The following is a 21662-nucleotide window of genomic DNA, read 5'->3' on the forward strand; positions in this document are numbered from 1 at the left end:
AAGACGCTCCCGCCGCAATGACCAGCCCAGGTGGCTACAAACTTCCCCCCGACGCTCCGGCGTTGCCGATAGGCCACGCTTGACGCCAGCGCCATCGGGGGCCAGTTTGCCGCCGATTTCCACATCGCTCCGGGTTTTTCATGTACCAGACGCTTGATCCTGCCGGCTTCACCGTGTTCATCACCGGTGCCACCTCCGGCTTCGGGGCTGCCGCCGCGCGCCGCTACAGCGCGGCCGGAGCCCGCGTCATCGCCACCGGGCGCCGCGGCGATCGCCTGGCCGAGCTCAAGGCCGAACTGGGCGAGCGCTGCCATGTGCTGGAACTGGACGTGCGCGACCGGACCGCCCTCGAGGCGGCCATTGCGGGCCTGCCCGACCCGTTCGACGCGGTCAACATCGTTTTGGCCAATGCCGGCCTGGCTTTGGGCCTGCAGCCCGCCGCTGAAGCCAGCCTTGATGATTGGGAAACCATGGTCGATACCAATGTGCGTGGCCTGATGGTCACGGTGCGCGCTCTGCTGCCGGGCCTGATCGCCCGTGGGGGCGGCCATGTCGTGACGCTGGGCTCGGTGGCGGGCGAATATCCCTATCCGGGCGGCAGCGTCTATGGCGCCACCAAGGCCTTCGTCAAACAGTTTGCGCTGAACCTGCGCGCCGACTTGCAGGGCAAGAATGTGCGCGTCACCAATATCGAGCCCGGCCTGACCGAAACCGAATTCTCCCTGGTGCGCTTCAAGGGCGACGACGCCAAGGCCAACCAGCCCTATGCGGGCACCAAGCCGATGAACGCCGACGACATTGCCGAAGCGATCTTCTGGGCCACCACCCTGCCCGCCCATGTCAATGTCAACCGGCTCGAACTGATGGCCACCACCCAGGCCTGGGGCCCCTTCGCCATCCATCGCCAGGGGTAAGGCCGGCTAAAGACCGAGAAAGCGAATTGTGTCGGGATCGACCGGCGCGCCTTCGGCTTCGCGCCGCCTGGCCTCGTCCCATTCCCGATCGCCCGGCGCCATGACGGCAGCGCCGGCCCGGGCCGGTGCCCCCCGCAGGCTCTGCAAATAGCGCGTCATCATCAGCCCGAACAGCTCGCGGCCGACGAACTTGCCGGGATCGATGATCAGCACGAAATGGCCCATATTGCGGTGGCTGGCGATATCGCCGCCGCCGAACATCGGGATGAAATCGGCGTCCAGGGTCGTGCCGGTGAGCAGCGCCGAAAACAGCGTCGCCACCCCCGCCAGCCCCGCGCCCTTGTAGCCATAACCCTCGCCCCCGAGCGGCAGCAGCATGTCCACGGACCCGGGATCGGTCACCATCTGCCCCGCCGCATCCGCCGCCACGCCCTCCGGCAGGTCCACGCCCATGGAGCGATGCAGCAGCACCCGGTTCATCGGGATCGAAGATGTCGCCAGATCCAGCAGCCAGGGCTTTTGCCCCGGCACCGGCGCCGCGAACGCCAGGGGATTGGTGCCGTGAAACCGCGCCGCCCCGCCATGCAGCGCCACCATCGAATCGGTATTGGTGGTCGCAAAGCCGACGAAACCCGCCTCGGCGCCGGCCAGCGCATAGGCCCCGGCCGCTCCCAGATGCGAGGAATGGGCGATGCCGACGCCGGCCACACCGCTGGTACGTGCCAGTTCGCACCCGACCTCGACGGCCTTGTAGGCCGCGTAATGCCCCAGCCCGTTATCGGCATCCACCATGGCGCTGCCTGCCGCGCGGATGTCCACCTTGAGCTGCGGCGTCTTGTTGAGCCGCCCGCCCGCCAGCATGGCGCAATAATGCTCGGTCAGCCGAATGCCGTGGCTGTCGATGCCGTGGCGCGACGCATGCAGCATCGCCCGTGTCGCTGCCAGCAGCGACGGCTCGCTGGCCCCCGCGAGGCGCAAGGCCGCCGCCACCCGCGTTTCCAGCACCGCCAGATCGAACCGTTCCGCTTCACCCACCGCCATCGCGATCTCCAAATTTACGCTGGCAACATGGCGCCACCCGTTTATTGTGGGTCCACACCTGCCACGAGACCGTGCCCATGACCACCCTTTCCCCGCTCGATCCCGTGACGCGCGATCTCTGGCAGGTCATCGCCGCCACCGATGAAACCCCGATCGGCACGGTCCAGACCACGCTGCTGCTGGATCGCCGGATCGCCTTTTGCCGCGATGCCTCCGGCGCCCCGGTGGTCTGGCTGCGCGGCGCCGAGGCGGCGGGGGATGCCGTCGATCTTGCCGCCGTCACGGAGCGCCTGCCCGCCATCACCGGCTATGGCTATATCTGGACCAGTCTGGGCACCCCGCCCGCGCAGCTGTTTCCCATTCCCGAATATGGCGAGCCCGATCGCGTCAACATGAGCTGTGGGTCCATCGGCGTGGGCTCGTCGGCCCCCCGGATCGTGGAAAACTTCCTCGACATGGGCCATTTCCCCTATGTGCATACCGACATCCTGGGTGCCGAACCCCATACCGAGGTCAAGGAATACGACGTCGAGGTCTCCGAGGAGCGCGACGAGGTGCTGGCGACGCGCTGTCGCTTTTACCAGCCCCGCGCGGCCTTAAGCGCCACCGAAGGCATCGAGGTGGAATACATCTACCGCGTGCCCCACCCGTTCTGCTCGGTGCTGTACAAATCCTGCCCCGAGGACATCACGCGCCAGGACGTCATCGCCATTTTCCTGCAGCCCATGACCGCCGAAACCACGCGCGCGCACCTGTTGCAATCCATGGTGGACTCAACCAATTCCATCACCGCTTTGCGCCGCTTCCAGCAGACCATTTTCGGCCAGGACAAACCGATCCTGGAAAACCAGTTCCCCAAGCGCCTGCCGCTCGATCCCCGCGCCGAAACGCCCATCCGCGCCGACAAATCCGCCATCGCCTATCGCAGATGGCTGAGCCAGAAGGGGATTACCTATGGGGTAATCCCGATGGCAGGGTGACAACGCCCTGCGCCACCCCGTACGCCAGGGTGGCCGTTTCGAGCTCATCCGATCGTGGCGCGATCTTCAATTTCGGATGACCGCATGACCCTCGCCATAGACGACACCGCCTGGTACCCCGTCGCCTCCAGCACCGACCTGCCGCTGCGCCACGTCTATCACGGCCAGCTTCTCGGCCGCGAACTCGCCATCTGGCGGGCCGACGATGGCCATGTGAACGTGTGGGAAAACCGGTGCCTGCACCGCGGCGTGCGCCTGTCCATCGGCATCAACGAGGGCGCCGAACTCAAATGCCAGTACCATGGCTGGCGCTATGCCAACCGCTCCGCCGGCTGCACCTATATTCCGGCCCATCCCGCCGATGCGCCCGCCCGACGGATCACCAATACCACCTATCCGGCAGTGGAAGCCTTCGGGCTGATCTGGTCTGCCGTCGACGCGAGCATGCCCTTCACGCCCTTGCCCGATGACGCAACCGGCGACTGGTTCGCGCTGCGCCCGATGCCGGTCAACGCCGCGGCGCAGGATGTGCTGGCCGGCCTGACGGATCTGGGGCCGGCAACAACCACGCCCGGACTGTCACTGCGCATCGGGACTGCCGTCTACTTCGTTCAGCCTGTGGACTCCGCCCGTTCCGTCATCAGGGGCATGCTCGATGGGACGCCGGCCGATCCGATCGCGGCGCTGCGCGCGCACAATACCGCCCTCACCGCCCTGCGCGACCGCCTCGAACGCGCCGCAGCGCGCCTGCCGGTCCCCGAACCGCTCAACCCGAGCTTTGAGAAAGTCTCGGTCGAACTCTCCACCATGCCCGACATCACCATCGGCAGCGCGCTCACCCTGCGCGCTTTGGTCAAGCGCAAATGGCAGACCGCCAAGGACATCACCGCCTTTGAACTCGCCGCGCTCGATGGGACGCACCTGCCCACGTTCCAGCCGGGAGCCCATATCGACGTGCACCTGCCCAATGGCCTGATCCGCCAATATTCCATCACCAATGGCCCCGGCGACCTGTTGAGCTACACCATCGCCATCAAGCGCGAACTGGCCTCCAGGGGCGGTTCTGAGGCCCTGATCGACAGCGTGCGCCAAGGCGACGTGCTGGCCATTTCCGAGCCGCGCAACAATTTCCCGCTCCGCCGCGACGCCACCCGCACCGTGCTCGTCGCCGGCGGCATCGGCATCACTCCCATCCTGTCCATGGCGCGCTTTCTGGCCAAATCCGACCTGCCTTATGAGCTCCACTATATCGTGCGCAGCCAGGATCAGATCGCCTTTCGCGACCAGCTCGATAGACTGGGCGCCAATGTTCGCCTTCATATCGGCCTGCCACGCGACGCCATCGCACACGCCATTGCCCAAACCTTGGGTGCCCACAGCTTCGCCCAGCATGTCTATAGTTGCGGGCCCGGCCCGCTGCTTGAACTGGTACGCGCAACCGCCGCCGATCTCGGCTGGCCCGATGAGGCCGTGCACTACGAATATTTCCGCAATGACCGCGTCATCGACGACAGCTCGGCTTTCGAGATCGAACTGGCGCGCTCCGCCATGACGCTGCATGTCCCCTCCGGCAAGACCATTCTCGAGGTCATGCGCGAAGCGGGCCTGCAAGTTTCATCATCCTGCGAACAGGGCGCCTGTGGCACCTGCCTGACCGGGGTCATGGAGGGCATTCCCGACCATCAGGACGTCTATCTCAACGCCAGCGAAAAACGCGCCAACACCTGCATGATGACCTGCGTCAGCCGCTCGCTGTCGCCAAGACTGGTGTTGGACATCTGAGCCATGGCCATTACCCTTTACGATTTCGAACTCTCCGGCAACTGCTACAAGCTGCGCTTGCTGATGAGCATCCTGGGTGTGCGGTACGACGTCGTTGCAGTCGATTTTTATCCCGGCCGCCAGCATAAATCGGCCGGGTTCCTCCAGCTCAATCCGCTTGGACAACTGCCCGTGTTGGTCGATGATGGCCTCGTCCTGCGCGACAGTGGCGCCATCCTGGCCTACCTGGCGCGCAGATATGACCCGTCCGGCCTGTGGTTTCCGACCGATCCGGGTTTGCTCGCGCAGGTACTGCAATGGCACGCTTTCGCCGATGACATCACGTCCACTGCCTCGGCGGCGCGGCTGGCGCTCGGCATGTTCTACGACTTCGACCTGCCCAAGGCACAGGCCGGCGCCCATCGCCTGTTTCGCCTGATGGACGAACATTTTTGGTTCGGCGAGCGCGAAGGCCGCGACTGGCTGTGCGCCGCGCCCCATCCCACCACCGCAGACATCGCCTGCTTTCCCTATGTCATGCTGAGCGAAGAAGGCGGCATTTCCCGCCAGGACTATCCCGCCATCCGCCGCTGGGCCGACCGGGTGCGGCGCATTGGGGGCTTCACCGTCATGTCCGGGATTTTCCCGGCCGGACGGGGAGCGGCGGAGTAGCCGGAGGGACCAATGGAAAACCTCGTCGTCATTTCCGGCTGCTCGGGCGGTGGCAAGTCCACGCTGCTGGCCGAACTTGGACGGCGCGGCTACGAGATTGTGGAAGAACCGGGACGCCGCATCGTTCGGCACGAATTAGACAGCGGCGGCACTGCCTCGCCCTGGCTTGATGCGGAAGCCTTCATCCGCCGGGCCATGGCAACGGCCCTCGCTGACCGCGCTGCGGCCGCCCAGGCCGGTTGGGTCTTCTTCGATCGCGGCCTGATCGACGCAGCCGCCGGCATGCAGCGCCTCACCGGCGAGCCGGTACTGGCGCCCCTGCGCGACGCGCACCGCTACCATCACCGCGTTTTCCTCACCCCGCCCTGGCCCGAAATCTATGTCACCGACCCGGAGCGCCGTCATGGGCTGGCAGAAGCCAAGGCCGAATACGCCGACTTGCTGCAGGTCTATCCCGCGCTTGGCTATGACGTCTGCGTACTGCCCAAGACGGGTGTCAGCGAGCGTGCCGATTTCATCGAGCGCGTCTTGGCTCAAGACTCTCGCCCCTAGCCGGCCTCGCCTTCCACCCGCTTTGCCAATTGCTCGATGACCGTGCCCCACCCGTCGTAAAAGCCCATCTCGGCATGCATATCGCGGTCGGCCTGGTTCTTGTGCATTACCTGGGCGCGGTATTCGGTGCCGTCCGCATCGTCCGCCAGGGTGATGATTGCCGTCATGAACGGCTGCGCCGCCGGACGCCAGCCGCCGGTCAAAGCATTGGTGAAGACGATCCGCTCGCCCTCGACGACATCGAGAAAGCAACCGTCGATATGTGGCCCGAACGCGCCGCCGCCTTCGCTGATCTGGGTCTGGAACGCGCCACCGGCGCGCAACTCCATAGCCAGCACCTTGCATCGGGCCGGCTCGGGGATCCACCACTGCTCGAAGCTGCGCGGATTGGCCCAGGCGCTCCACACCGCCGCACGGGGCGCCTTGATGACGCGCGAGATCGTCAGGTCGGTGTCCGGGTTCAGCGTGATCATCTTTGTGTCTCCTTTTGCGTTTTGAGCACGAACTGCTCCAGCCGGTCGGTGCGGCTCTCCCACAGGGCACGCTGATCGGTGAGCCACGCGTCGATTGTGGCGAAGCGCTGTTTGTCGATGGCGCAGGTGCGCACACGGCCTTCCTTGCGGGTTTGGATCAATCCGCTGCCTTCGAGAAAATGGATATGCTTCATGAACGAGGGCAGTGCCATGTCGAAGGGTTTTGCCAGATCGCTGATAGTGGCGGGGCCCTGACCCAGGCGTCCGAGCACGGCGCGGCGGGTCGGATCGGCCAGAGCCTGGAAGATGGTATCGAGCTGTTCGGGTTGGTGAGCCATAAGGCTAAGTATCAGGTTGAGATAGTGAGTGCAAGGGCTAAGTGTTTTTCACAATAAGAAGGCCCCCTCATCCGCCCTTCGGGCACCTTCTCCCACGAGGGGAGAAGGGGGCTCGGCGAATGGGCCGAAGCGAGGTCAAGCGAGGTTCCTCAGTCGTCAACCCTCGCCCCTTGTGGGAGAGGGACAGATTTTCTGCGTCCAGCAGAAAATCAGGGTGAGGGGTTCGGCGGATACCGATGCACGCCACCCCGGAAATCGCTCACGTCGTATCGTCCGTCCGGCAGCTCCTCTATGCTGCTCGCCCCGATATCGGCTTTCCCATATCCCCCCGGAATATCGAGGATATAGGTCGGCTGGCACAGACCCGAAATCGTCCCGCGCAAGGCGGCGACGAGCTTCTGGCCTTCCTCAATGCTGAGCCGAAAATGCGATGTTCCCGGCGCCAGGTCTGGATGGTTCAGGTAATAGGGCTTGACCCGGTTTTCCACAAACACCCGCATCAGCGCCGCCAGGGTCTCGACATCGTCGTTGACGCCAGCCAGCAGAACCGACTGGCTGAGCATGACGATGCCGCCATCCACCAGGCGCGCGCAGGCACCCCGCGCGGCTTCGCCCATCTCGCGCGGATGATTGGCGTGCAGCGCGATATAGACCTGCTTGTCGCACGCCTTCAGGGCCGCGATCAGGTCGGCATCGCAGCGGTCCGGCTCCACCACCGGCACCCGCGTGTGAAAGCGCACGATCTTGACATGCGGTATCTGTGCCAGCCGCTCCATCATCGCCCGCAAGCGGCGCGGCGACAAAACCAGCGGATCCCCGCCGGTCAGGATCACTTCCCAAATTTCGGCATGCGCCTCGATATAGGCGAATGCCGCCTCGAGGGCTTCGGGCGCCAGCGTGCCCAGCCCCTGCGGGCCCACCATTTCGCGGCGGAAGCAGAACCGGCAATAGACCGGGCAGACATGGACGGCCTTGAGCAGCACCCGGTCGGGATAGCGGTGCACGATCCCCTCGACGGGCGAATGCGCCAGATCGCCGATCGGATCGGCCCGCTCCTCCGGCGTCGTCACCAGCTCGCGCGGATCGGGTACAAATTGTCGGGCCATCGGGTCGTTGGGGTCATCCCGGTCGATCAGCGTTTCCATCGCCGGGGTAATGGCCAGCGCGTAACGCTCGGTAATCGCTGCGATGCCGTCGCGCTCGCGGACATCGATCAGTCCGGCCTCGACCAGTTCGTCCGGCGTCTTGATGGCCCGATGCAGCGTCATGACCCGGCTTCCACCACCGGCGCCCACATCACCGCATCGATCCTGGGCGCGCCGGTCACCAGCATCACCACCCGGTCGAAGCCCATGGCGATGCCGCTGGCTTCAGGCATGATCGCCAGTGCCGCCAGAAAGTCCTCGTCGAGCGGATAGCGCTCGCCATAGAGCCGGTGTTTCTCATCCATTTCTGCAGTGAACCGGCGGCGCTGCTCGCCTACATCGGTCAGTTCGCCAAAGCCATTGGCCAGCTCCACTCCGCACGCATAAATCTCGAAGCGCTCGGCAACGCGCGCATCCCTGGCCGATTTTCGCGCCAGTGCCGCCTCGCTAGCGGGATATTCATCGAGGATCGTCACGCATCCCATGCCCAAATTGGGCTCGACCTTTTCGGTCAGCGCCAGGCTGAACAGGTAGGACCAGGTATAATCGGCCGGAACCGTCATCCCGACCGCTCGCATGCGGTGGGCCAGCCCATCGGCATCGGTGGCACCCTCCCGGTCAAGCGTTGCCAGCAGATCGATGCCGGCAAACCGCTCGAAGGCATCGGCGACGCTGAGCCGGTCCGGCGCGGCGAACGGATCGCACCGGCGGTCGCGATGGCGCAGCGCCTTGGCGCCCGCCGCGTCTGCCGCCAGCGCCAGCATGGCGACGCAATCGGCCATCACCACGTCATAGGCTTCACCCACCCGATACCATTCCAGCATGGTGAACTCGGGGCTGTGCAGCGCGCCGCGCTCGCGGTTGCGCCACACATGCCCCAGGCTCGCAATCCGTCGCTCGCCGGCTGCCAGCAGCTTTTTCATGGTGAATTCGGGCGAGGTCTGCAGATAGAGCGTTTCCGGCTCCCCATCATTGCCGATCAAAGTCGTTGCAAACGCGTGCAGGTGCGTTTCGTTACCCGGCGATCTTTGCAGGCCGGGGGGATCGACCATCAGGAAATCCCGCTCCGCCAGATAGCCCCGGATGGTCGCTTCGATCCGATTGCGCGCCAGCAGGATCGGTCGCCGGTCGGCATGCACCGAGGGCGTCCACCACGGCGATTGCGGGCTTGTGGTCAAACTTGGCTCTTTCGCGCTCGGGACTGGCAGTTTCCCCGGAATTGGGCTATCGGGGCAACCAAACACCAAAGAGTGCGCCCGGATCGTCCCGATTGCCGCTCCTTTAGGCCGCCGCTATCGCTTGAACAAGGAAGAATAATGGTCAAGGTCATCGCCTCCTCGCTGCGCAAGGGCAATGTCGTCGAACAGGACGGCAAGCTGCACATCGTGCTGACCGCCGAGAACGTGCATCCCGGCAAGGGCAATTCGATCACCAACGTCAATATGCGCCGCATCCAGGATGGAGTGAAGGTCGTGGGCCGCTGGCGCACAGTCGAGATGGTGGAAAAGGCCGATGTCGACGAGCGCGAATACGATTACCTGTATTCGGATGGTGAAGGCTTCCACTTCATGAACCCGGAAAACTTCGACCAGATCACCGTGGGCGAGGACGTGATCGGCGAGGACAAGGCCTATCTGACCGATGGCATGAAAGTCTATCTCAAGACCTTCGAGGGCGTCGCGATCGCGCTTGCTCTGCCCCAGCGCGTTACTGCCGAGATCGTCGAGACCGAGCCGGTGGTCAAGGGCCAGACGGCATCGTCGTCCTACAAGCCCGCTTTGCTTAGCAATGGCCTGCGCGTCATGGTGCCGCCCCATATCGGGGCCGGCACCCGCATCGTCATCCTGACCGAAGACAATTCCTATGTCGAACGCGCCAAGGACTAGTCGTCCCGGTCGATCTCGTCGGCGACGGTCAGCCAATTGGCAATGGCCCTGCCGCCGGGCTCGCCCTCGGCCAGCCATTGGTCATAGGCCATCTGGCGCATGTGCAATTCCTTGGCGCGCAGCCAATACTCAAAGCTGCGCCCTTCGGGGCGGCCATCCTGTTCCCAAAGGAAATAGGCGGTTCGCCTGACCATTTCCGCTGCAGCCGTGTTCTTGCGCATGGCAACCGTCAAGTAAAACCGGCGCGGGATGAACCCGCGCCAGGCTGGATGTCAGGCCGCCTTGCGGTTGGCGGTGGTGGTCGCGACCTGCGACAATTTTTTGTCGGTGGCAATTTCCTGCGTCAGGGTGGCATCGAGCAGGGCGACGGCTTCGGTCAGTCCCAACTGCTGCGCCCAGGTCTTGAGGGTGCCATAACGGGCGATTTCGTAGTGCTCGACAGCCTGTGCCGAAGCCACCAGCCCGGCGTCTAGTGCCACGGTGCCCTTGTAATCGCTCATGATTTCCTTGCCCTCTTCGAGGATGCCCAGGATCGCCTCGCAGGTCTTGGCGCGCGCCGGCTTGCCGATCAACTCGAACACCTGTTCCAGGCGCTCGATCTGGCCTTGGGTTTCCTCGGCATGCTGCTCGAAGCCCGCCTTGAGTTCAGGCGATGTCGCCGCCTTGGCCATTTTGGGCAGGTTCTTCACGATCTGCTTTTCGGCGTAGTAGATGTCCTTGAGGGTATCCAGAAATAGGTCGTCCAGGGTCTTTTCTTCAGCCATTTGTTTGCACTCCGGTGATTTCGGTGAGGCGACGCTGCTCACAGAACGGCGATCGGCAGGCGAGGTTCCGACTCGTCATGATTGCCCCTGGCGCGGGTTGTCACATTACCTTCGCAATGCTGAGGCTTGAGTGCGCGCGCACAAGGGGACCCATCATGTCGGACGAACAGGCCTATCTCGATCGCATCAAGGCGGAAATCGCCGACAATTTCGACGAGGAACTGGAGATGCAGCTCGAGGATGACCGGCTGGACGAGCTGGTCGCCGAGGGCATGTCGGCCCCCGCGCCCGATACGCTCGACCGCAAGGTGTATTTCCGTGAACTGTTCCGCCTGCAGCACGAATTGGTCCGCCTGCAGGATTGGGTGCAGCACCACAAGCTCAAGGTCGTGGTGATTTTCGAGGGCCGCGATTCGGCTGGCAAGGGCGGCGCCATCAAGCGCGTGACGCAACGGCTCAATCCGCGGGTCTGCCGTGTCGTGGCACTGCCGGCGCCGACCGAGCGCGAACGCAATCAATGGTATTTCCAGCGCTACGTGCCCTACCTGCCCACCGCCGGCGAAATGGTGCTGTTCGACCGCTCCTGGTACAATCGCGCCGGCGTCGAGCGGGTGATGGGCTTTGCCAGCCATGACGAGGTCGAAGAGTTCTTCCGCTCCGTCCCCGAATTCGAGCGCATGCTGGTCCGCTCGGGCATCATCCTGATCAAATACTGGTTCTCCATCACCGATGAAGAGCAGGAATTCCGCTTCAAGATGCGCATGCACGATCCGCTTAAGCAGTGGAAACTGTCCCCGATGGACATGGAAAGCCGCATCCACTGGGAGGAATACACCAAGGCCAAGGAAGACATGCTGGCGCGCACGCACACGCCCGAGGCGCCGTGGTGGGTCGTCCAGGCCGTCGACAAAAAGAAGGCACGGCTCAACTGCATCGCCCATTTGCTGGCGCAAATCCCCTATGGCGACGTGCCCAAGCCTGAGGTGGAGCTGCCCGGCCGCGTCCGCCACGAGGATTACACCCGCGTGCCCGTGCCCCAGGAACTCTACGTACCCGAAATCTACTGACCGCCTGGGGGCGCGTCGCAGTTGCATGCGCCCCGTTTCAGGTCTATTCGGCGCATGCATCGTCGCGACGCAGCCAAGGACCAAGATGACAGTGTCGGCCGCCCTGCCGCTTCCAGCCTGGCTGGTCCGGGACATGGACCTGGGCGGGGTAAACACCTTTGGCCTGGCGGCCACGTCCCGTTTCGGCGCTACAGTCACCAGCGATGCCGAACTGATCGCCGCCCATGCTTTCTCGCGCGACAACGCCCTGCCGGTCCATATCCTGGGCGGCGGCAGCAATGTCGTGCTGTCCCCCCGGTTTGATGGCCTGACGCTGAGGATCGCCGGCAAGGGCAAGACCATCGTCAGCCGCTCGGCCGAAACGACGGTCGTGCAAGCCGCTGCGGGTGAAGACTGGCACGAGCTGGTGGTCTGGACCCTGGACCATGGCCTGCCGGGCCTTGAGAACCTGGCCTTGATACCGGGCACGGTGGGCGCCTCGCCGGTGCAGAATATCGGGGCCTATGGCGTCGAGCTGGCCGATCGCTTCGATAGCCTGACGGCGTTCGACACGCAGACCCTGACCTGGCATGACTTCAACGCCGCCGACTGTCGTTTTGCCTATCGCCAAAGCGTGTTCAAGGCGCAGCCCGGCCGCTATGTGGTCACGGCCGTCCGCTTTGCCCTGCCTTCGGTGTGGCAACCCGTGCTCGGCTATGCCGGCCTCGACACCCTGCCGGACACTGCCAGCGCCGGGGCAATTTTCGACCGGGTCGTCGCCCTGCGCCAGTCCAAGCTGCCCGACCCTCGCGCGATCGGCAATGTCGGATCGTTCTTTCACAACCCGGTGGTGCCGCCGTCGGTCCGGCACGCGCTCATGGCCGAACATCCTGTGGCACCGGCCTATGGGCAGCCCGACGGGTCGTTCAAGCTCTCCGCCGGCTGGCTCATCGAGCAATGCGGCCTCAAGGGCGCCCGCGAAGGCCAGATCGGCGTGTCCGATCGACATGCCCTGGTGCTGGTCAACCATGGCGGGGGCACACGCGCCGAAGTCGAGGCCCTGGCGGCGCGCATCACGGAGGCGGTGTTCGAGCGCTTCGGCGTCAGCCTGACGGCCGAGCCGGTCTTCTACTGATCGTCCAGGCGCAGGACGATCCGGCTCCTGAAGTCGCCTTCCCACCACATGGCGAAGTTGGTGCCCCACTTGTTGTTGTGAAGGTTAAACCGGACGCCCGATGACAGGTCCGGCGGCTCCGGTGCAAAGGGCATGAACGGGCTTGTCGCCGGGGCCACCAAAGCCGTGTCCAGCGGCGTTGCCGTCAACCGGTGCCGGCCCAGTCGCGTCGCGACGGCGCTGACCCCCTGCAACTGGCCGCCACCCTTGCGGACGATCCGAGCTCCATCCTGCCACAGGCCCAGCTTGCAATAGTCCCATGCCGTGCCGGTGTCCGGCGTCAAGCTGATGAAACTTGCCTCCGGCATGCGATTGGCCGGCTTGTCGCGCATCACCCAGCTCAGCTCGATCTGCCGGTCGTCCAGCGGCCGCATGCTCATTTCGACCTGTCGCGGGGCACCGAAGGTTTCATGCGCCAGCGCGGGCAAGGTGCCAATCGCCGTCGCGCCCGTAACACCCGCAAATGCCGGTGCGAAAATCGCGTTCCGCGCCGTGCCGGCGTGCTGCAGTCCCGGCTTGTCATGGTCCAGGATCGCCCATTCGAGCCGGTGCTGCAGATAGCTGTCGAGATGGGTCTGCAATGCGGCGCTGTCATAGCTTTCGTAGCGATAGCCCATCAGCGCGCCGTCGCGCCCCCGCACTGTCACGCCATCGGGCCGGGTGATGCTGACGATATCGCTCGTCGCGGCATCCAGTTCCACAGCCCAGCCGGCCACCGCAATGCGCGTTTGGGCCATTGTGGCACCGGTTGGGGCGGGTCCGGCGTCGAGCTCGGCCAGCGCCTGTTGTGCTTTGCCCCTGTCATCATGACCGAGCTTTGAGACGGCCTCATCGAGATAGTGCCGCTGCTCCGCCCAAGACGCCTCGGTATAGGCAAAACGGGGGTCGCTCTGGCGCGCTCTTGCGAAATCCGGACGGTCCCACGCCGTTTCGTCGCGCAGATAGGTTTTGATATCCACCCCCCAGGTGTGTTCAGCGACCATTGCCAGCCCCCGCCCGAAGGCCAGCCGCTCCGGCGTCAATGCCGCGCCGTAATCATCAAAAAGGCGCTGCAATGCGCGAAACCGGGCGATCTTGACCGGATCGCTGGCGGCGCCATGAATCCAGCTATCGCCGATCTCCTCCGTCACTACGGGAAAATCTTGCCGTCGGGCCCACATTTCGGCGCCGAACGCATCCAGCGTCAACGCCCTGACGGGAATCCCTGGATGGGCATGCGCCAGCGCCCGATACGCATCCACCGTCTGCCCGACGCTTTGCGGGCCGATATTGTCGTTGGTATGGGCAAAACTCAGCCCAACATCGGCTCCGGCGGGGAAATCGGTTTCACCATACGAGGCCTGGTACATCACCACGACCTCCTCGCCACCGGGGACTTGCCAACGAAAAATCCCCGGCACGTCCGGCACCGGGCTGGCGGTATTGACGCCCAGATGCAGGAACTTGATGCCCGCTTCCGCCAGCAAGGGCACCATGCCCAGCGTATGGCCCGGCACGTCGGTCATCTTGGCGGCAATCGTGGTCTTGCCGAAGCGCCGGTCGAGGTCGCGCGCATAGCTGAGGCCGGCCCGGAACAGGGCCGGCGACATCAATTCGGTATGGGTGGTGAACGCCAATCCATGCCAGGCGATCAGCCCGCGCTCGATCGCGCGTTCCAGCCGCGCCACCTTGTCGGCATCCTGGCTGTCGAGATGATCCCAGATCAGCCAGGCACCCGTGGTCCAGATGAAAGCGGGCGCGGCAGGGTTCTCGGCATAAAAATGCTCGGCCGTCGCCAAGGCCTGCGGAATGAACTGCTCGTGATATTGCCGCCGCACTTTTTCGGCATGGTCGGTAAAGCCGATGTCGAGATGGGTCTTGAACACCATATGGATGGTCTTGGTCACGACGCGTCCCCGATCTAGAGCAACTGCCCGGCGCAGCAAGGCTGCTGTAACCCGATTCTGTGCCCTGCCGCAGCACGCCGTCGCTGATTGGGTCTTGCCATGGACACCACGCACCGTTAGCGCAACGCTGAAGCGATCGATCCTGAAGGGGCATGCGTGAGCGAACTCAAGAGGCTGCACTCACTGGACGCCGCGCGTGGCCTGGCAGCACTCGCCGTGGTGATCTGGCATTGGCAGCATATGTACCTGATCGATGGCGGCGTGCTCGACGACCGCAGCATCCAGCCTTTCTATGGCGTGCTGTTTCCGTTTTACCATTATGGCTGGCTGGCGGTGGAGTTCTTCTTCACCCTCTCGGGTTTCGTGTTCTTCTGGCTCTATGGCCAATCCATCGCCGACCGAACGCTCGGCCTGGGCCGGTTCTGGCTGGCCCGGTTTTCCAGGCTCTATCCGCTGCATCTGCTGACCCTGCTGGTCGTGGCGGCATTGCAGATCACCCTGATGGCCAACGGCCATCAAAGCTTTGTTTATGGCGGCACCACCTGGCCGAACTTTGCGCTCAACCTGCTGTTTTTGCAGTATTTCGTGCCGGGCTGGACCTTTAACGGTCCCGAATGGTCGGTTGGCGTCGAGATCATCCTTTACGTGCTGTTCTTCTTTTATTGCCGATTGGTGCGGCCCAACTGGATCGTGCCTCTCGTCCTTTGCGTCGTCATTGGCCTTTGGGTCATGAACACGCAATGGGCGCTGGGCCGCGGCATTATCGGGTTTTTTGCCGGAGGCCTCGTCTATGAGGCATGGCAGCGCCTGCATCATCATGCGGGTTTCAAGCAATTCATTCTGCCGTTCTGCGCTGTCGTCGCGGCACTTTGGGTCTATGCCATCCTCGAAGCGGGACTGCATCCGCTCAGCACCTGGCTCGACGGCTTTGGCGTCAAGGGCTGGTGGTGGGTGGAGATGGGTTTTCGGCTCGGTTTGGTGCCGCTGAGCGTGCTTGCGCTGGCCCTGCACGAAAGCACCGGCGCACGATTTTGGCGCCGGCTCTCGCCCTTGGGCGATCTGACCTATGCCCTTTACCTCTGGCATTTCCCCCTGCAGCTCGCCATTGCATTGGCCGTGATCCTGGGCGGCCTGCCGCTCGCGCCGATCCAGGGCCCGGTGGGCTTTGTCGGCTTCATGGCCGTGCTGATCGCCCTGTCTGCCGCCAGCTACCGCTGGATCGAACGGCCGGCACAAAGCTGGCTGCGCGAGCGGTTCGCCCCGTCTCGCGTCGTCGAAAAATCGGCATGAGCATCAGGCGCTGTGTCGCTTGACCAGTTCGACAGGGGTGCGCTGCACCCGGGCCGTGATTGTGGGATCGGCCATGCGACTGGTCAAAAGATCGATCGCCTGCCGGGCCTGCACGGCGCAGGGTTGCACGATCGTGGTCAACTCATAGGCGCCCCAGCTGGCCTGGGGAATATCGTCATGGCCCACGATCCGCAGCCCTGATTTACCGGCGAGGCGCCCTGCCCGGGCCAGGCCGTCGATGACGCCGCAAGCCAGGTAATCGTTGACGCAGAACAATCCATCGATGGCGCTGCCCGCAAGGTGTGCGGCGCCCGCAAAGCCATGCGCGTAATCATTGCGTATGATCGGCACGATCTGCGCGGTCACGCCCATTGCCCTGCAGCCGGCGACGAACGCCTCGATACGGCGGCCCGCCGTATAGGACGCCACCGCGCCCCCGATGACCGCCGGACGCTGCGCCCCGCCCGCGATCAACGTCCGGGCCGCGAGCTGCCCGGCTGCCGCATCGTCCGAGATCACCCGGTCGACCAGGGGAATATCGTCCCCCTTGTTGATCAGGACGATCGGCACGCCATTATCGGCAAATTCCTGGCACAGCGAGGTGGGGGGCGCATCGGAGGTCACCAGCACGCCCGAGACCGCGTAGTGCAGCAATTGCGCGATCACCTCGGTCTGGTCCTGGCTGTCGGTCGGCAGCAGCACGGGACGGAAGTTGCGCGCCAGCAGGGCCCGCGAGATGTGCTCGATCTGCAAGGTCCGAAACGGGTTGTCGAAGCCGGCAGCGACCACCCCGACAAAGTCGGAGCGCTGGTTGGTCAGGCTGCGCGCCAGATAATTGACGCGATATCCCAGCTCCTTGGCCGCCTGATGCACCTTGGCGCGCGTTGCGGCCGAGACGCTGGCATTGGGCGTGAAGGTACGCGACACGGCAGCCCGCGACACCCCGGCGCGCCTGGCGACGTCGAACGAAGTGACCTTGCGCGAACGGTTCTCGGCATCGCTCATGCTATGTCACGGCGCGATGCCGTCCCATACACCTGGGTCCGCATCATTCCCGCCCTCCCTTGTGGTCCAACACTGCCGCCGTGCCTTGCGCCGGCATCTTGCGACTATTGCGCTCTAGAAGCCCAATATAACGGGGGCGTGACACCTTGGGCAGATGGGCCGAAGCACACCGCCCGCCCCGGCCGGCGCCGCATCAATGCTGGTTGAATTGGCGCGGAACCGCTAGGGTCCGGCCGACCATCGCGGATATGTCGACATGACAGCCTCTATCTATCCCGCCGACTTCTACAGCAATCGCCGCACCGCCACGGCCCATGCGGCGACCTGCATTCTATCGGCATTGCCCGCGACCCTGCCCCGCAAGTCCATTGCCGATATCGGCTGCGGCACCGGAACGTGGCTGGCCGCGGCCATGGCCGGTGGCGCCCAATCCGCTTTTGGCATCGAGGGTCACTGGGTAACGCCCGACATGATCGATGATTCGCGCATCGTCTTCGCCCCGCAGGATCTGGAACACCGCTTCCAGGGGCCGCGCGTCGATCTCGCCATGTCGCTCGAAGTGGCGGAGCACCTGACGCCGGGGCGCGCGGAAAGCTTTATTGCCGATCTGGTAGCGCTGGCGCCGGCCGTTCTGTTCAGCGCGGCCATTCCCGGCCAGGGCGGCGTCAATCACCTCAACGAGCAGTGGCAAAGCTATTGGGCGGCCCATTTTTTCCGGCACGGCTACCAGCCGTTCGACGTCATCCGGCCGGCCATCTGGGCCGACGCGCTGATCCCGGCCTGGTACAAGCAGAATATCGTGCTTTATCTGGATGCGGAGGCGGCGCAGCAAACCGGGTTGCAACCGGTCGCCGCGCCTGCCTTGCTCGATATGGTCCATCCTTTATTCTGGGAACGCGCCAATCGCGAACTCGAACATGCCGGCGCGTTGCCCGAGTCAGAATATCTCAAGCGCTAGCATGCCGGATTTCTGGTCGGCTAGCCGCGTTGCGTGCGCAGCCAGACCAGCATTTCGCCGGGCGCCCGATTGTCCCACAAATGGTAAGGCACCAACCGCGCCTCGCCATCCACGGTATCGGGCGTGGTAGTGCTGTAGAGATCATCGCCCTCCGCGACTTCGTGCAGCACCGGCAGGTCGATGGCGATGGCGCCATTGAGATTGGGGATGCTCGCCGTCTGCGACTTGCCCAACCAGTCCCCCAGCAGGATCGAATTGAGACCCGGAGCATTGTCCACGCCTTCGAGGCAATAGACGAGCGGCCCGCGCATCACCGCGACGCGGCCGGCATCCTGGCGCACCTTGGGATGGGCGCGCAGGGCGCGCGGCACCAGCGGCAGGTCCAGCCGCACGCTGTCGCCCGGCTGCCAGTCGCGCTCGACGCGGGCATAGCCATCGCTGGTGACCGCCGCCACGTCGACCGCCTGGCCGTTGACCGCCAGCGTGGCGCCCTGCGCCCAGGCCGGGATCCGCAGGGACAGGGCAAACCGGACAGGCTTGTCGACATCCACGCCGAGGGCGATGACGCCATCCCAGGGATACTGCGTCTCCTGCCGCAGCGTCACCTTGGTGCCGCCGGCCAGCGCTACCCGCGCGGTGCTTTGCCCATAAAGATGCACCGCGATCTCGTCGTCGGCAACGCCATACATATAGGAGCCGATGGCGGCGACCAGCCGGGCGATATTGGGCGGGCAGCACGGGCAGCGATGCCAGGTCCAGCGATGATGCTTGCCCGCGCTTTCCAGCGGATTCTCGTAAAAGAACGTCTTGCCATCGCGCGACAGCCCGGCAATGGCGCCGTTGTAGAGGGCCTGCTCCATGATATCGGCATAGCGCCGGTCGGGCTTGCGCCCCAGCATGCGGCTGGCCCAGAACACCAGGCCCACCGAGGCGCAGGTTTCGGCATAGGCGCTCTCGTTGGGCAGGTCGTAATAGTCGGTGAAGCCTTCGTTCGCCGCCGCCGGCCCGATGCCGCCGGTGAGATACATCTGCTTGCCCGTCAGGTCCGCCCAGAGAACCTCCAGCGCCGTGGTTAGGCTGTCGTCGTTGTATTCGGTGGCGATGTCGGCCATGCCCGAATAGATATACATCGCCCGCACCGCGTGGCCGACCACCTTGGTCTGCGCGCGCAGCGGCAGGTGGGACTGGTTGTATTCAAAGGCATGGGCCTGCACACCCTTGGGGTCCCAGCCGCCCCGGATCGCCTCGCCGATGAAATAGTTCGGCTCCTGCCCGCGTTCGTCGACGAAATACTTGGCCAGCTCCATGTATTTGTGTTCGCCGGTGACCCGGGCCAGCCGGACCAGCGCCAGCTCGATCTCCTCATGCCCGCAATAGCCGCGCATCTGCCCGGGTCCCCGGCCGAACTTGCGCTCGATCAGGTCGGCATAGCGGCACATGACATCAAGGAACTTGCGTTTGCCCGTGGCCTGGAAATAGGCGACCGCGGCCTCGATCATGTGCCCGGCGCAGTAGAGCTCGTGGAAATCGCGCAGATTGCTCCAGCGCTTTTCAGGCCAGATGCGGATGAAGAACGAGCCGAGATAGCCATCCGGCTCCTGCAGCTTTTCGTACATGTCGATGATCGCGTCGGCCCGCGCTTCCAGTTCGGAATTGGGCTTGCGATAGAGCGAATAGGCGATGGTCTCGATCGACTTGGCAATATCGCTGTCCCAGAACATCTGGGTCGTGCCCAGCCATCCGACGACCGGAATGACGAGGCCCGGGCTGGGTACGCTGATATCGATCTGTTCCAGCATGCGCGCTTCCACGCACCGGTCCAGAAGGATCGCGGCGGTGTGGTCGCACACGGCCTCCTGCCAATCGCCCCAGAAGCCTGAAACATCGACGCTGGGCACGGGCAGCGGGCGGAATTGACGATCTTTAGCTTGAGCCATTTGAGCTTCCAGAGGTTGAGATTATTTGACCGCGCCGGCCATCAGCCCGCGCATGTAATAGCGTTGCAGCACGAGGAACACGACCAAGCACGGCAGCGTCATCACCATGACCCCGGCCTGCACCGCGCCCCAGTTGATCGCCCCCAGCCGCCCGGCCCGCACCGCCGTCATCAGCACCGGCAAGGTGAATTTGTCGTTGTCCGAAAGAAGGATCAGGGCAGCCAGGAACTCGTTCCAGGAATTGAGGAAGGCAAAGATCGCCACCGTCGCCACCCCGGGCATGACCAGCGGCAGCAGCACCCGGATCAGCAGCGTCACATCCTGGGCACCATCGATGCGCGCCGCTTCCTCGATCTCGCGCGGCACCGCATCGAAGGCATTGCGCATCATGAAGACCGAAAACGGCAATTGCAGCGTGACGTAAACCAGCACCAGCCCGACCAGCGAGTTATTGAGCCCCAGCTTGGCCAGGATGATGAACAGCGGCGTCAGGATGGACTGGAACGGAATCATCAGCGTCGCGATGATCAGGATGAAGAACAGGTTCTTGAGTGGAAAGCGGTGGCGCGAGAACCCGTAGCCGGCAAGCAGGCTGACCAGCACCGTCAGCACGACCGTCGCCAGCGCCACGATCAGCGAGTTGAACGTGTGCTGCCAGATACCCGCTCCGAACGTATCGAGCGCGGCATAGGTGTCGAAACTGACCCCATGCAGCGGCCAGGGCGGCAGGGGCGGTTGCTGCGCTTCCGTCCCGGTGCGCAACGAGGCCAGGCCCGTCCAGGCGAACGGCGCGAAAAAGAACGCCGCCGCCCCGATGCCGAACGCATGGTAGCCAATCCCGCCCCAGAGTTTCCTGCGCGCGCGCAGTGCCGTGCCCTGCGCGCTCATCGATCGTCTCCCCCGGCCAGCAACCGCAATTGCACCACGCTGAGCGCGATCAGGATCGCCAGCAGGGCCATCGACAGGGCCGACCCATAGCCCAGATGGAACGACACGAAGCTCTGGTTGAAGATGTAGTACACCACCGAAATCATCCGGTTTTGCGGCCCGCCCGCGGTCATGATGTAGAACTGATCGAACGCCAGCACCGAGCCGGTGACCGACAGGATCAGCGCCAGCGCAATGGTGCGGCGCATCAGCGGCAATGTCAGGTGCCGGAACCGCTGCCAGCGCCGCGCGCCATCGATCAGTGCCGCCTCGCCCAGTTCGGTGGGAATCGATTGCAACCCGGTCAGCAGGATGATCATGGTGAAACCTGCGACCTTCCAGACCACCATGACGATGATGGTCCAGAACGCGCTGTCGAAGCTGGCGAGCAGATTGACCTTCTTGCCGCCATAGCCCATCGCCCGCATCGCCGGCCCGAACAGCCCGCTATCGACATTGGCCAGCCACACCCAGAGCAGGGATGCCGTCGCCAACCCCACCACGACGGGCATGAAGAAGATCGTCCGGTAGATGCCGACGCCGCGCCGCTGTTTTTCAACGAACAGCGCCAACGGGAATGCCACGACGAAAATCGCGATGGTGGTGGTCACGGTGTAATAGAAGGTGAACCGCAGCGAGGACCAGAACCGGTTGTCCTTCAGCATCTGCGTGTAGTTGTCGAGCCCGATCCACTCCGGCTGGCCCAGGAGCGGCCAATCGTGAAAGCTCATCCACAGCGTGAACAGCACCGGCACGACGAAGAACACAATGACCAGGGCCATCGCCGGCGCGATATACAGCAGCCCCTGCCAGTGCCCCAGGCGGGTCCGGCGGCGAGGCGACCGCATTGGCACGGCCATGGCTAAAGCGGGGCTGGTCATGATCGGCTCCAGTCAAGGGAACTGGCCGGACG

At 64.3% G+C, this 21662-nt stretch carries 22 protein-coding genes; 10 read left to right on the top strand and 12 right to left on the bottom strand.

What is annotated here, in order from left to right:
- Positions 1-140 precede the first annotated feature (140 nt).
- On the top strand, positions 141-914 hold the full coding sequence (locus tag ACFE8X_RS09800; protein WP_375451283.1) for an SDR family NAD(P)-dependent oxidoreductase: 774 nt from the start codon (positions 141-143) through the stop codon (positions 912-914).
- A 6-nt stretch (positions 915-920) separates the two neighbouring features.
- Here ACFE8X_RS09800 and ACFE8X_RS09805 read toward each other — a convergent pair whose 3' ends face one another.
- Positions 921-1955 carry an Ldh family oxidoreductase gene (locus tag ACFE8X_RS09805; RefSeq protein ID WP_375451284.1) on the bottom strand — a complete coding sequence of 345 codons (1035 nt, stop codon included), beginning with the start codon at positions 1953-1955 and terminating at the stop codon, positions 921-923.
- 77 nt (positions 1956-2032) lie between these two features.
- On the opposite strand from ACFE8X_RS09805, the gene ACFE8X_RS09810 reads away from it, so the two are divergent.
- The 4 genes from ACFE8X_RS09810 to ACFE8X_RS09825 all read left to right on the top strand — a co-directional run bounded on the left by ACFE8X_RS09810 (position 2033) and on the right by ACFE8X_RS09825 (position 5920).
- Positions 2033-2935 carry an aromatic ring-hydroxylating dioxygenase subunit alpha gene (locus ACFE8X_RS09810; RefSeq protein ID WP_375451285.1) on the top strand — a complete coding sequence of 301 codons (903 nt, stop codon included), beginning with the start codon at positions 2033-2035 and terminating at the stop codon, positions 2933-2935.
- A gap of 84 nt (positions 2936-3019) precedes the next feature.
- Positions 3020-4717, top strand: coding sequence for a Rieske 2Fe-2S domain-containing protein (locus tag ACFE8X_RS09815; RefSeq protein WP_375451286.1), 1698 nt, complete (start codon positions 3020-3022; stop codon positions 4715-4717).
- Between the two features lie 3 nt (positions 4718-4720).
- Positions 4721-5368, top strand: coding sequence for a glutathione S-transferase family protein (locus tag ACFE8X_RS09820; protein ID WP_375451287.1), 648 nt, complete (start codon positions 4721-4723; stop codon positions 5366-5368).
- A gap of 12 nt (positions 5369-5380) precedes the next feature.
- Positions 5381-5920, top strand: a complete 540-nt coding sequence (locus tag ACFE8X_RS09825; protein ID WP_375451288.1) for an AAA family ATPase — start codon at positions 5381-5383, stop codon at positions 5918-5920.
- On the opposite strand, the gene ACFE8X_RS09830 is transcribed toward ACFE8X_RS09825, so the two are convergent.
- From ACFE8X_RS09830 to epmA, 4 genes are all read right to left on the bottom strand, one after another.
- Positions 5917-6393, bottom strand: coding sequence for an SRPBCC family protein (locus ACFE8X_RS09830; RefSeq protein WP_375451289.1), 477 nt, complete (start codon positions 6391-6393; stop codon positions 5917-5919). The two genes, ACFE8X_RS09825 and ACFE8X_RS09830, sit on opposite strands and share 4 nt — an antisense overlap.
- Entirely contained in the window at positions 6390-6731 is a 342-nt protein-coding gene (locus ACFE8X_RS09835) for an ArsR/SmtB family transcription factor (RefSeq protein ID WP_375451290.1), read from the bottom strand. Before ACFE8X_RS09835 ends, ACFE8X_RS09830 begins: the two co-directional genes overlap by 4 nt.
- A gap of 209 nt (positions 6732-6940) precedes the next feature.
- Positions 6941-7999, bottom strand: a complete 1059-nt coding sequence (locus tag ACFE8X_RS09840) for a lysine-2,3-aminomutase-like protein (protein WP_375451291.1) — start codon at positions 7997-7999, stop codon at positions 6941-6943.
- Positions 7996-9054, bottom strand: a complete 1059-nt coding sequence (gene epmA / locus ACFE8X_RS09845) for an EF-P lysine aminoacylase EpmA (protein WP_375451292.1) — start codon at positions 9052-9054, stop codon at positions 7996-7998. The genes ACFE8X_RS09840 and epmA overlap by 4 nt, the downstream gene beginning before the upstream one ends.
- A 138-nt stretch (positions 9055-9192) precedes the next feature.
- Between epmA and efp the strand changes: the two genes are divergently transcribed.
- Positions 9193-9762 carry an elongation factor P gene (gene efp, locus ACFE8X_RS09850; RefSeq protein ID WP_375451293.1) on the top strand — a complete coding sequence of 190 codons (570 nt, stop codon included), beginning with the start codon at positions 9193-9195 and terminating at the stop codon, positions 9760-9762.
- Here the strand turns inward: efp and ACFE8X_RS09855 are convergent.
- Both ACFE8X_RS09855 and ACFE8X_RS09860 read right to left on the bottom strand, forming a co-directional pair.
- A complete protein-coding gene (locus ACFE8X_RS09855) occupies positions 9759-9983 on the bottom strand; it encodes a DUF2934 domain-containing protein (RefSeq protein WP_375451294.1) in 225 nt (74 codons plus the stop codon). The two genes, efp and ACFE8X_RS09855, sit on opposite strands and share 4 nt — an antisense overlap.
- A 51-nt stretch (positions 9984-10034) precedes the next feature.
- Entirely contained in the window at positions 10035-10526 is a 492-nt protein-coding gene (locus tag ACFE8X_RS09860) for a ferritin-like domain-containing protein (protein ID WP_375451295.1), read from the bottom strand.
- Between the two features lie 155 nt (positions 10527-10681).
- On the opposite strand from ACFE8X_RS09860, the gene ppk2 reads away from it, so the two are divergent.
- Both ppk2 and murB read left to right on the top strand, forming a co-directional pair.
- Positions 10682-11593 carry a polyphosphate kinase 2 gene (gene ppk2, locus ACFE8X_RS09865; protein WP_375451296.1) on the top strand — a complete coding sequence of 304 codons (912 nt, stop codon included), beginning with the start codon at positions 10682-10684 and terminating at the stop codon, positions 11591-11593.
- Between the two features lie 85 nt (positions 11594-11678).
- Entirely contained in the window at positions 11679-12707 is a 1029-nt protein-coding gene (gene murB, locus ACFE8X_RS09870; RefSeq protein WP_375451297.1) for a UDP-N-acetylmuramate dehydrogenase, read from the top strand.
- On the opposite strand, the gene ACFE8X_RS09875 is transcribed toward murB, so the two are convergent.
- Positions 12701-14614 carry a DUF5054 domain-containing protein gene (locus tag ACFE8X_RS09875; RefSeq protein WP_375451442.1) on the bottom strand — a complete coding sequence of 638 codons (1914 nt, stop codon included), beginning with the start codon at positions 14612-14614 and terminating at the stop codon, positions 12701-12703. The two genes, murB and ACFE8X_RS09875, sit on opposite strands and share 7 nt — an antisense overlap.
- Positions 14615-14788: 174 nt before the next feature.
- Here ACFE8X_RS09875 and ACFE8X_RS09880 point away from each other — a divergent pair, with 174 nt between their 5' ends.
- Entirely contained in the window at positions 14789-15922 is a 1134-nt protein-coding gene (locus tag ACFE8X_RS09880) for an acyltransferase family protein (RefSeq protein ID WP_375451298.1), read from the top strand.
- Between the two features lie 3 nt (positions 15923-15925).
- Here the strand turns inward: ACFE8X_RS09880 and ACFE8X_RS09885 are convergent, their stop codons facing one another.
- Positions 15926-16927, bottom strand: a complete 1002-nt coding sequence (locus ACFE8X_RS09885) for a LacI family DNA-binding transcriptional regulator (RefSeq protein WP_375451299.1) — start codon at positions 16925-16927, stop codon at positions 15926-15928.
- 256 nt (positions 16928-17183) lie between these two features.
- Between ACFE8X_RS09885 and ACFE8X_RS09890 the strand changes: the two genes are divergently transcribed.
- Positions 17184-17885 (top strand): class I SAM-dependent methyltransferase, encoded by a 702-nt coding sequence (locus ACFE8X_RS09890; protein ID WP_375451300.1) that lies wholly within the window; start codon positions 17184-17186, stop codon positions 17883-17885.
- A gap of 20 nt (positions 17886-17905) precedes the next feature.
- Here ACFE8X_RS09890 and ACFE8X_RS09895 read toward each other — a convergent pair whose 3' ends face one another.
- From ACFE8X_RS09895 to ACFE8X_RS09905, 3 genes are read right to left on the bottom strand one after another with little or no spacing between them, the layout of a single operon-like run.
- Positions 17906-19822 carry a glycoside hydrolase family 127 protein gene (locus ACFE8X_RS09895; protein WP_375451301.1) on the bottom strand — a complete coding sequence of 639 codons (1917 nt, stop codon included), beginning with the start codon at positions 19820-19822 and terminating at the stop codon, positions 17906-17908.
- Between the two features lie 21 nt (positions 19823-19843).
- A complete protein-coding gene (locus tag ACFE8X_RS09900) occupies positions 19844-20710 on the bottom strand; it encodes a carbohydrate ABC transporter permease (protein WP_375451302.1) in 867 nt (288 codons plus the stop codon).
- Positions 20707-21630 carry a carbohydrate ABC transporter permease gene (locus ACFE8X_RS09905; RefSeq protein WP_375451303.1) on the bottom strand — a complete coding sequence of 308 codons (924 nt, stop codon included), beginning with the start codon at positions 21628-21630 and terminating at the stop codon, positions 20707-20709. Before ACFE8X_RS09905 ends, ACFE8X_RS09900 begins: the two co-directional genes overlap by 4 nt.
- Between the last annotated feature and the right edge of the window lie 32 nt (positions 21631-21662).

This window comes from uncultured Devosia sp., assembly GCF_964244875.1.
Taxonomy (GTDB): Bacteria; Pseudomonadota; Alphaproteobacteria; order Rhizobiales; family Devosiaceae; genus Devosia.

What these genes read in the sequence shown, in the direction of transcription:
- ACFE8X_RS09800 (WP_375451283.1), top strand. Translation starts at nt 141, where the DNA reads ATGTACCAGACGCTTGATCCTGCCGGCTTCACCGTGTTCATCACCGGT.
- ACFE8X_RS09805 (WP_375451284.1), bottom strand. Translation starts at nt 1,955, where the DNA reads ATGGCGGTGGGTGAAGCGGAACGGTTCGATCTGGCGGTGCTGGAAACG.
- ACFE8X_RS09810 (WP_375451285.1), top strand. Translation starts at nt 2,033, where the DNA reads ATGACCACCCTTTCCCCGCTCGATCCCGTGACGCGCGATCTCTGGCAG.
- ACFE8X_RS09815 (WP_375451286.1), top strand. Translation starts at nt 3,020, where the DNA reads ATGACCCTCGCCATAGACGACACCGCCTGGTACCCCGTCGCCTCCAGC.
- ACFE8X_RS09820 (WP_375451287.1), top strand. Translation starts at nt 4,721, where the DNA reads ATGGCCATTACCCTTTACGATTTCGAACTCTCCGGCAACTGCTACAAG.
- ACFE8X_RS09825 (WP_375451288.1), top strand. Translation starts at nt 5,381, where the DNA reads ATGGAAAACCTCGTCGTCATTTCCGGCTGCTCGGGCGGTGGCAAGTCC.
- ACFE8X_RS09830 (WP_375451289.1), bottom strand. Translation starts at nt 6,393, where the DNA reads ATGATCACGCTGAACCCGGACACCGACCTGACGATCTCGCGCGTCATC.
- ACFE8X_RS09835 (WP_375451290.1), bottom strand. Translation starts at nt 6,731, where the DNA reads ATGGCTCACCAACCCGAACAGCTCGATACCATCTTCCAGGCTCTGGCC.
- ACFE8X_RS09840 (WP_375451291.1), bottom strand. Translation starts at nt 7,999, where the DNA reads ATGACGCTGCATCGGGCCATCAAGACGCCGGACGAACTGGTCGAGGCC.
- efp (WP_375451293.1), top strand. Translation starts at nt 9,193, where the DNA reads ATGGTCAAGGTCATCGCCTCCTCGCTGCGCAAGGGCAATGTCGTCGAA.
- ACFE8X_RS09855 (WP_375451294.1), bottom strand. Translation starts at nt 9,983, where the DNA reads ATGCGCAAGAACACGGCTGCAGCGGAAATGGTCAGGCGAACCGCCTAT.
- ACFE8X_RS09860 (WP_375451295.1), bottom strand. Translation starts at nt 10,526, where the DNA reads ATGGCTGAAGAAAAGACCCTGGACGACCTATTTCTGGATACCCTCAAG.
- ppk2 (WP_375451296.1), top strand. Translation starts at nt 10,682, where the DNA reads ATGTCGGACGAACAGGCCTATCTCGATCGCATCAAGGCGGAAATCGCC.
- murB (WP_375451297.1), top strand. Translation starts at nt 11,679, where the DNA reads ATGACAGTGTCGGCCGCCCTGCCGCTTCCAGCCTGGCTGGTCCGGGAC.
- ACFE8X_RS09875 (WP_375451442.1), bottom strand. Translation starts at nt 14,614, where the DNA reads ATGGTGTTCAAGACCCATCTCGACATCGGCTTTACCGACCATGCCGAA.
- ACFE8X_RS09885 (WP_375451299.1), bottom strand. Translation starts at nt 16,927, where the DNA reads ATGAGCGATGCCGAGAACCGTTCGCGCAAGGTCACTTCGTTCGACGTC.
- ACFE8X_RS09890 (WP_375451300.1), top strand. Translation starts at nt 17,184, where the DNA reads ATGACAGCCTCTATCTATCCCGCCGACTTCTACAGCAATCGCCGCACC.
- ACFE8X_RS09895 (WP_375451301.1), bottom strand. Translation starts at nt 19,822, where the DNA reads ATGGCTCAAGCTAAAGATCGTCAATTCCGCCCGCTGCCCGTGCCCAGC.
- ACFE8X_RS09900 (WP_375451302.1), bottom strand. Translation starts at nt 20,710, where the DNA reads ATGAGCGCGCAGGGCACGGCACTGCGCGCGCGCAGGAAACTCTGGGGC.
- ACFE8X_RS09905 (WP_375451303.1), bottom strand. Translation starts at nt 21,630, where the DNA reads ATGACCAGCCCCGCTTTAGCCATGGCCGTGCCAATGCGGTCGCCTCGC.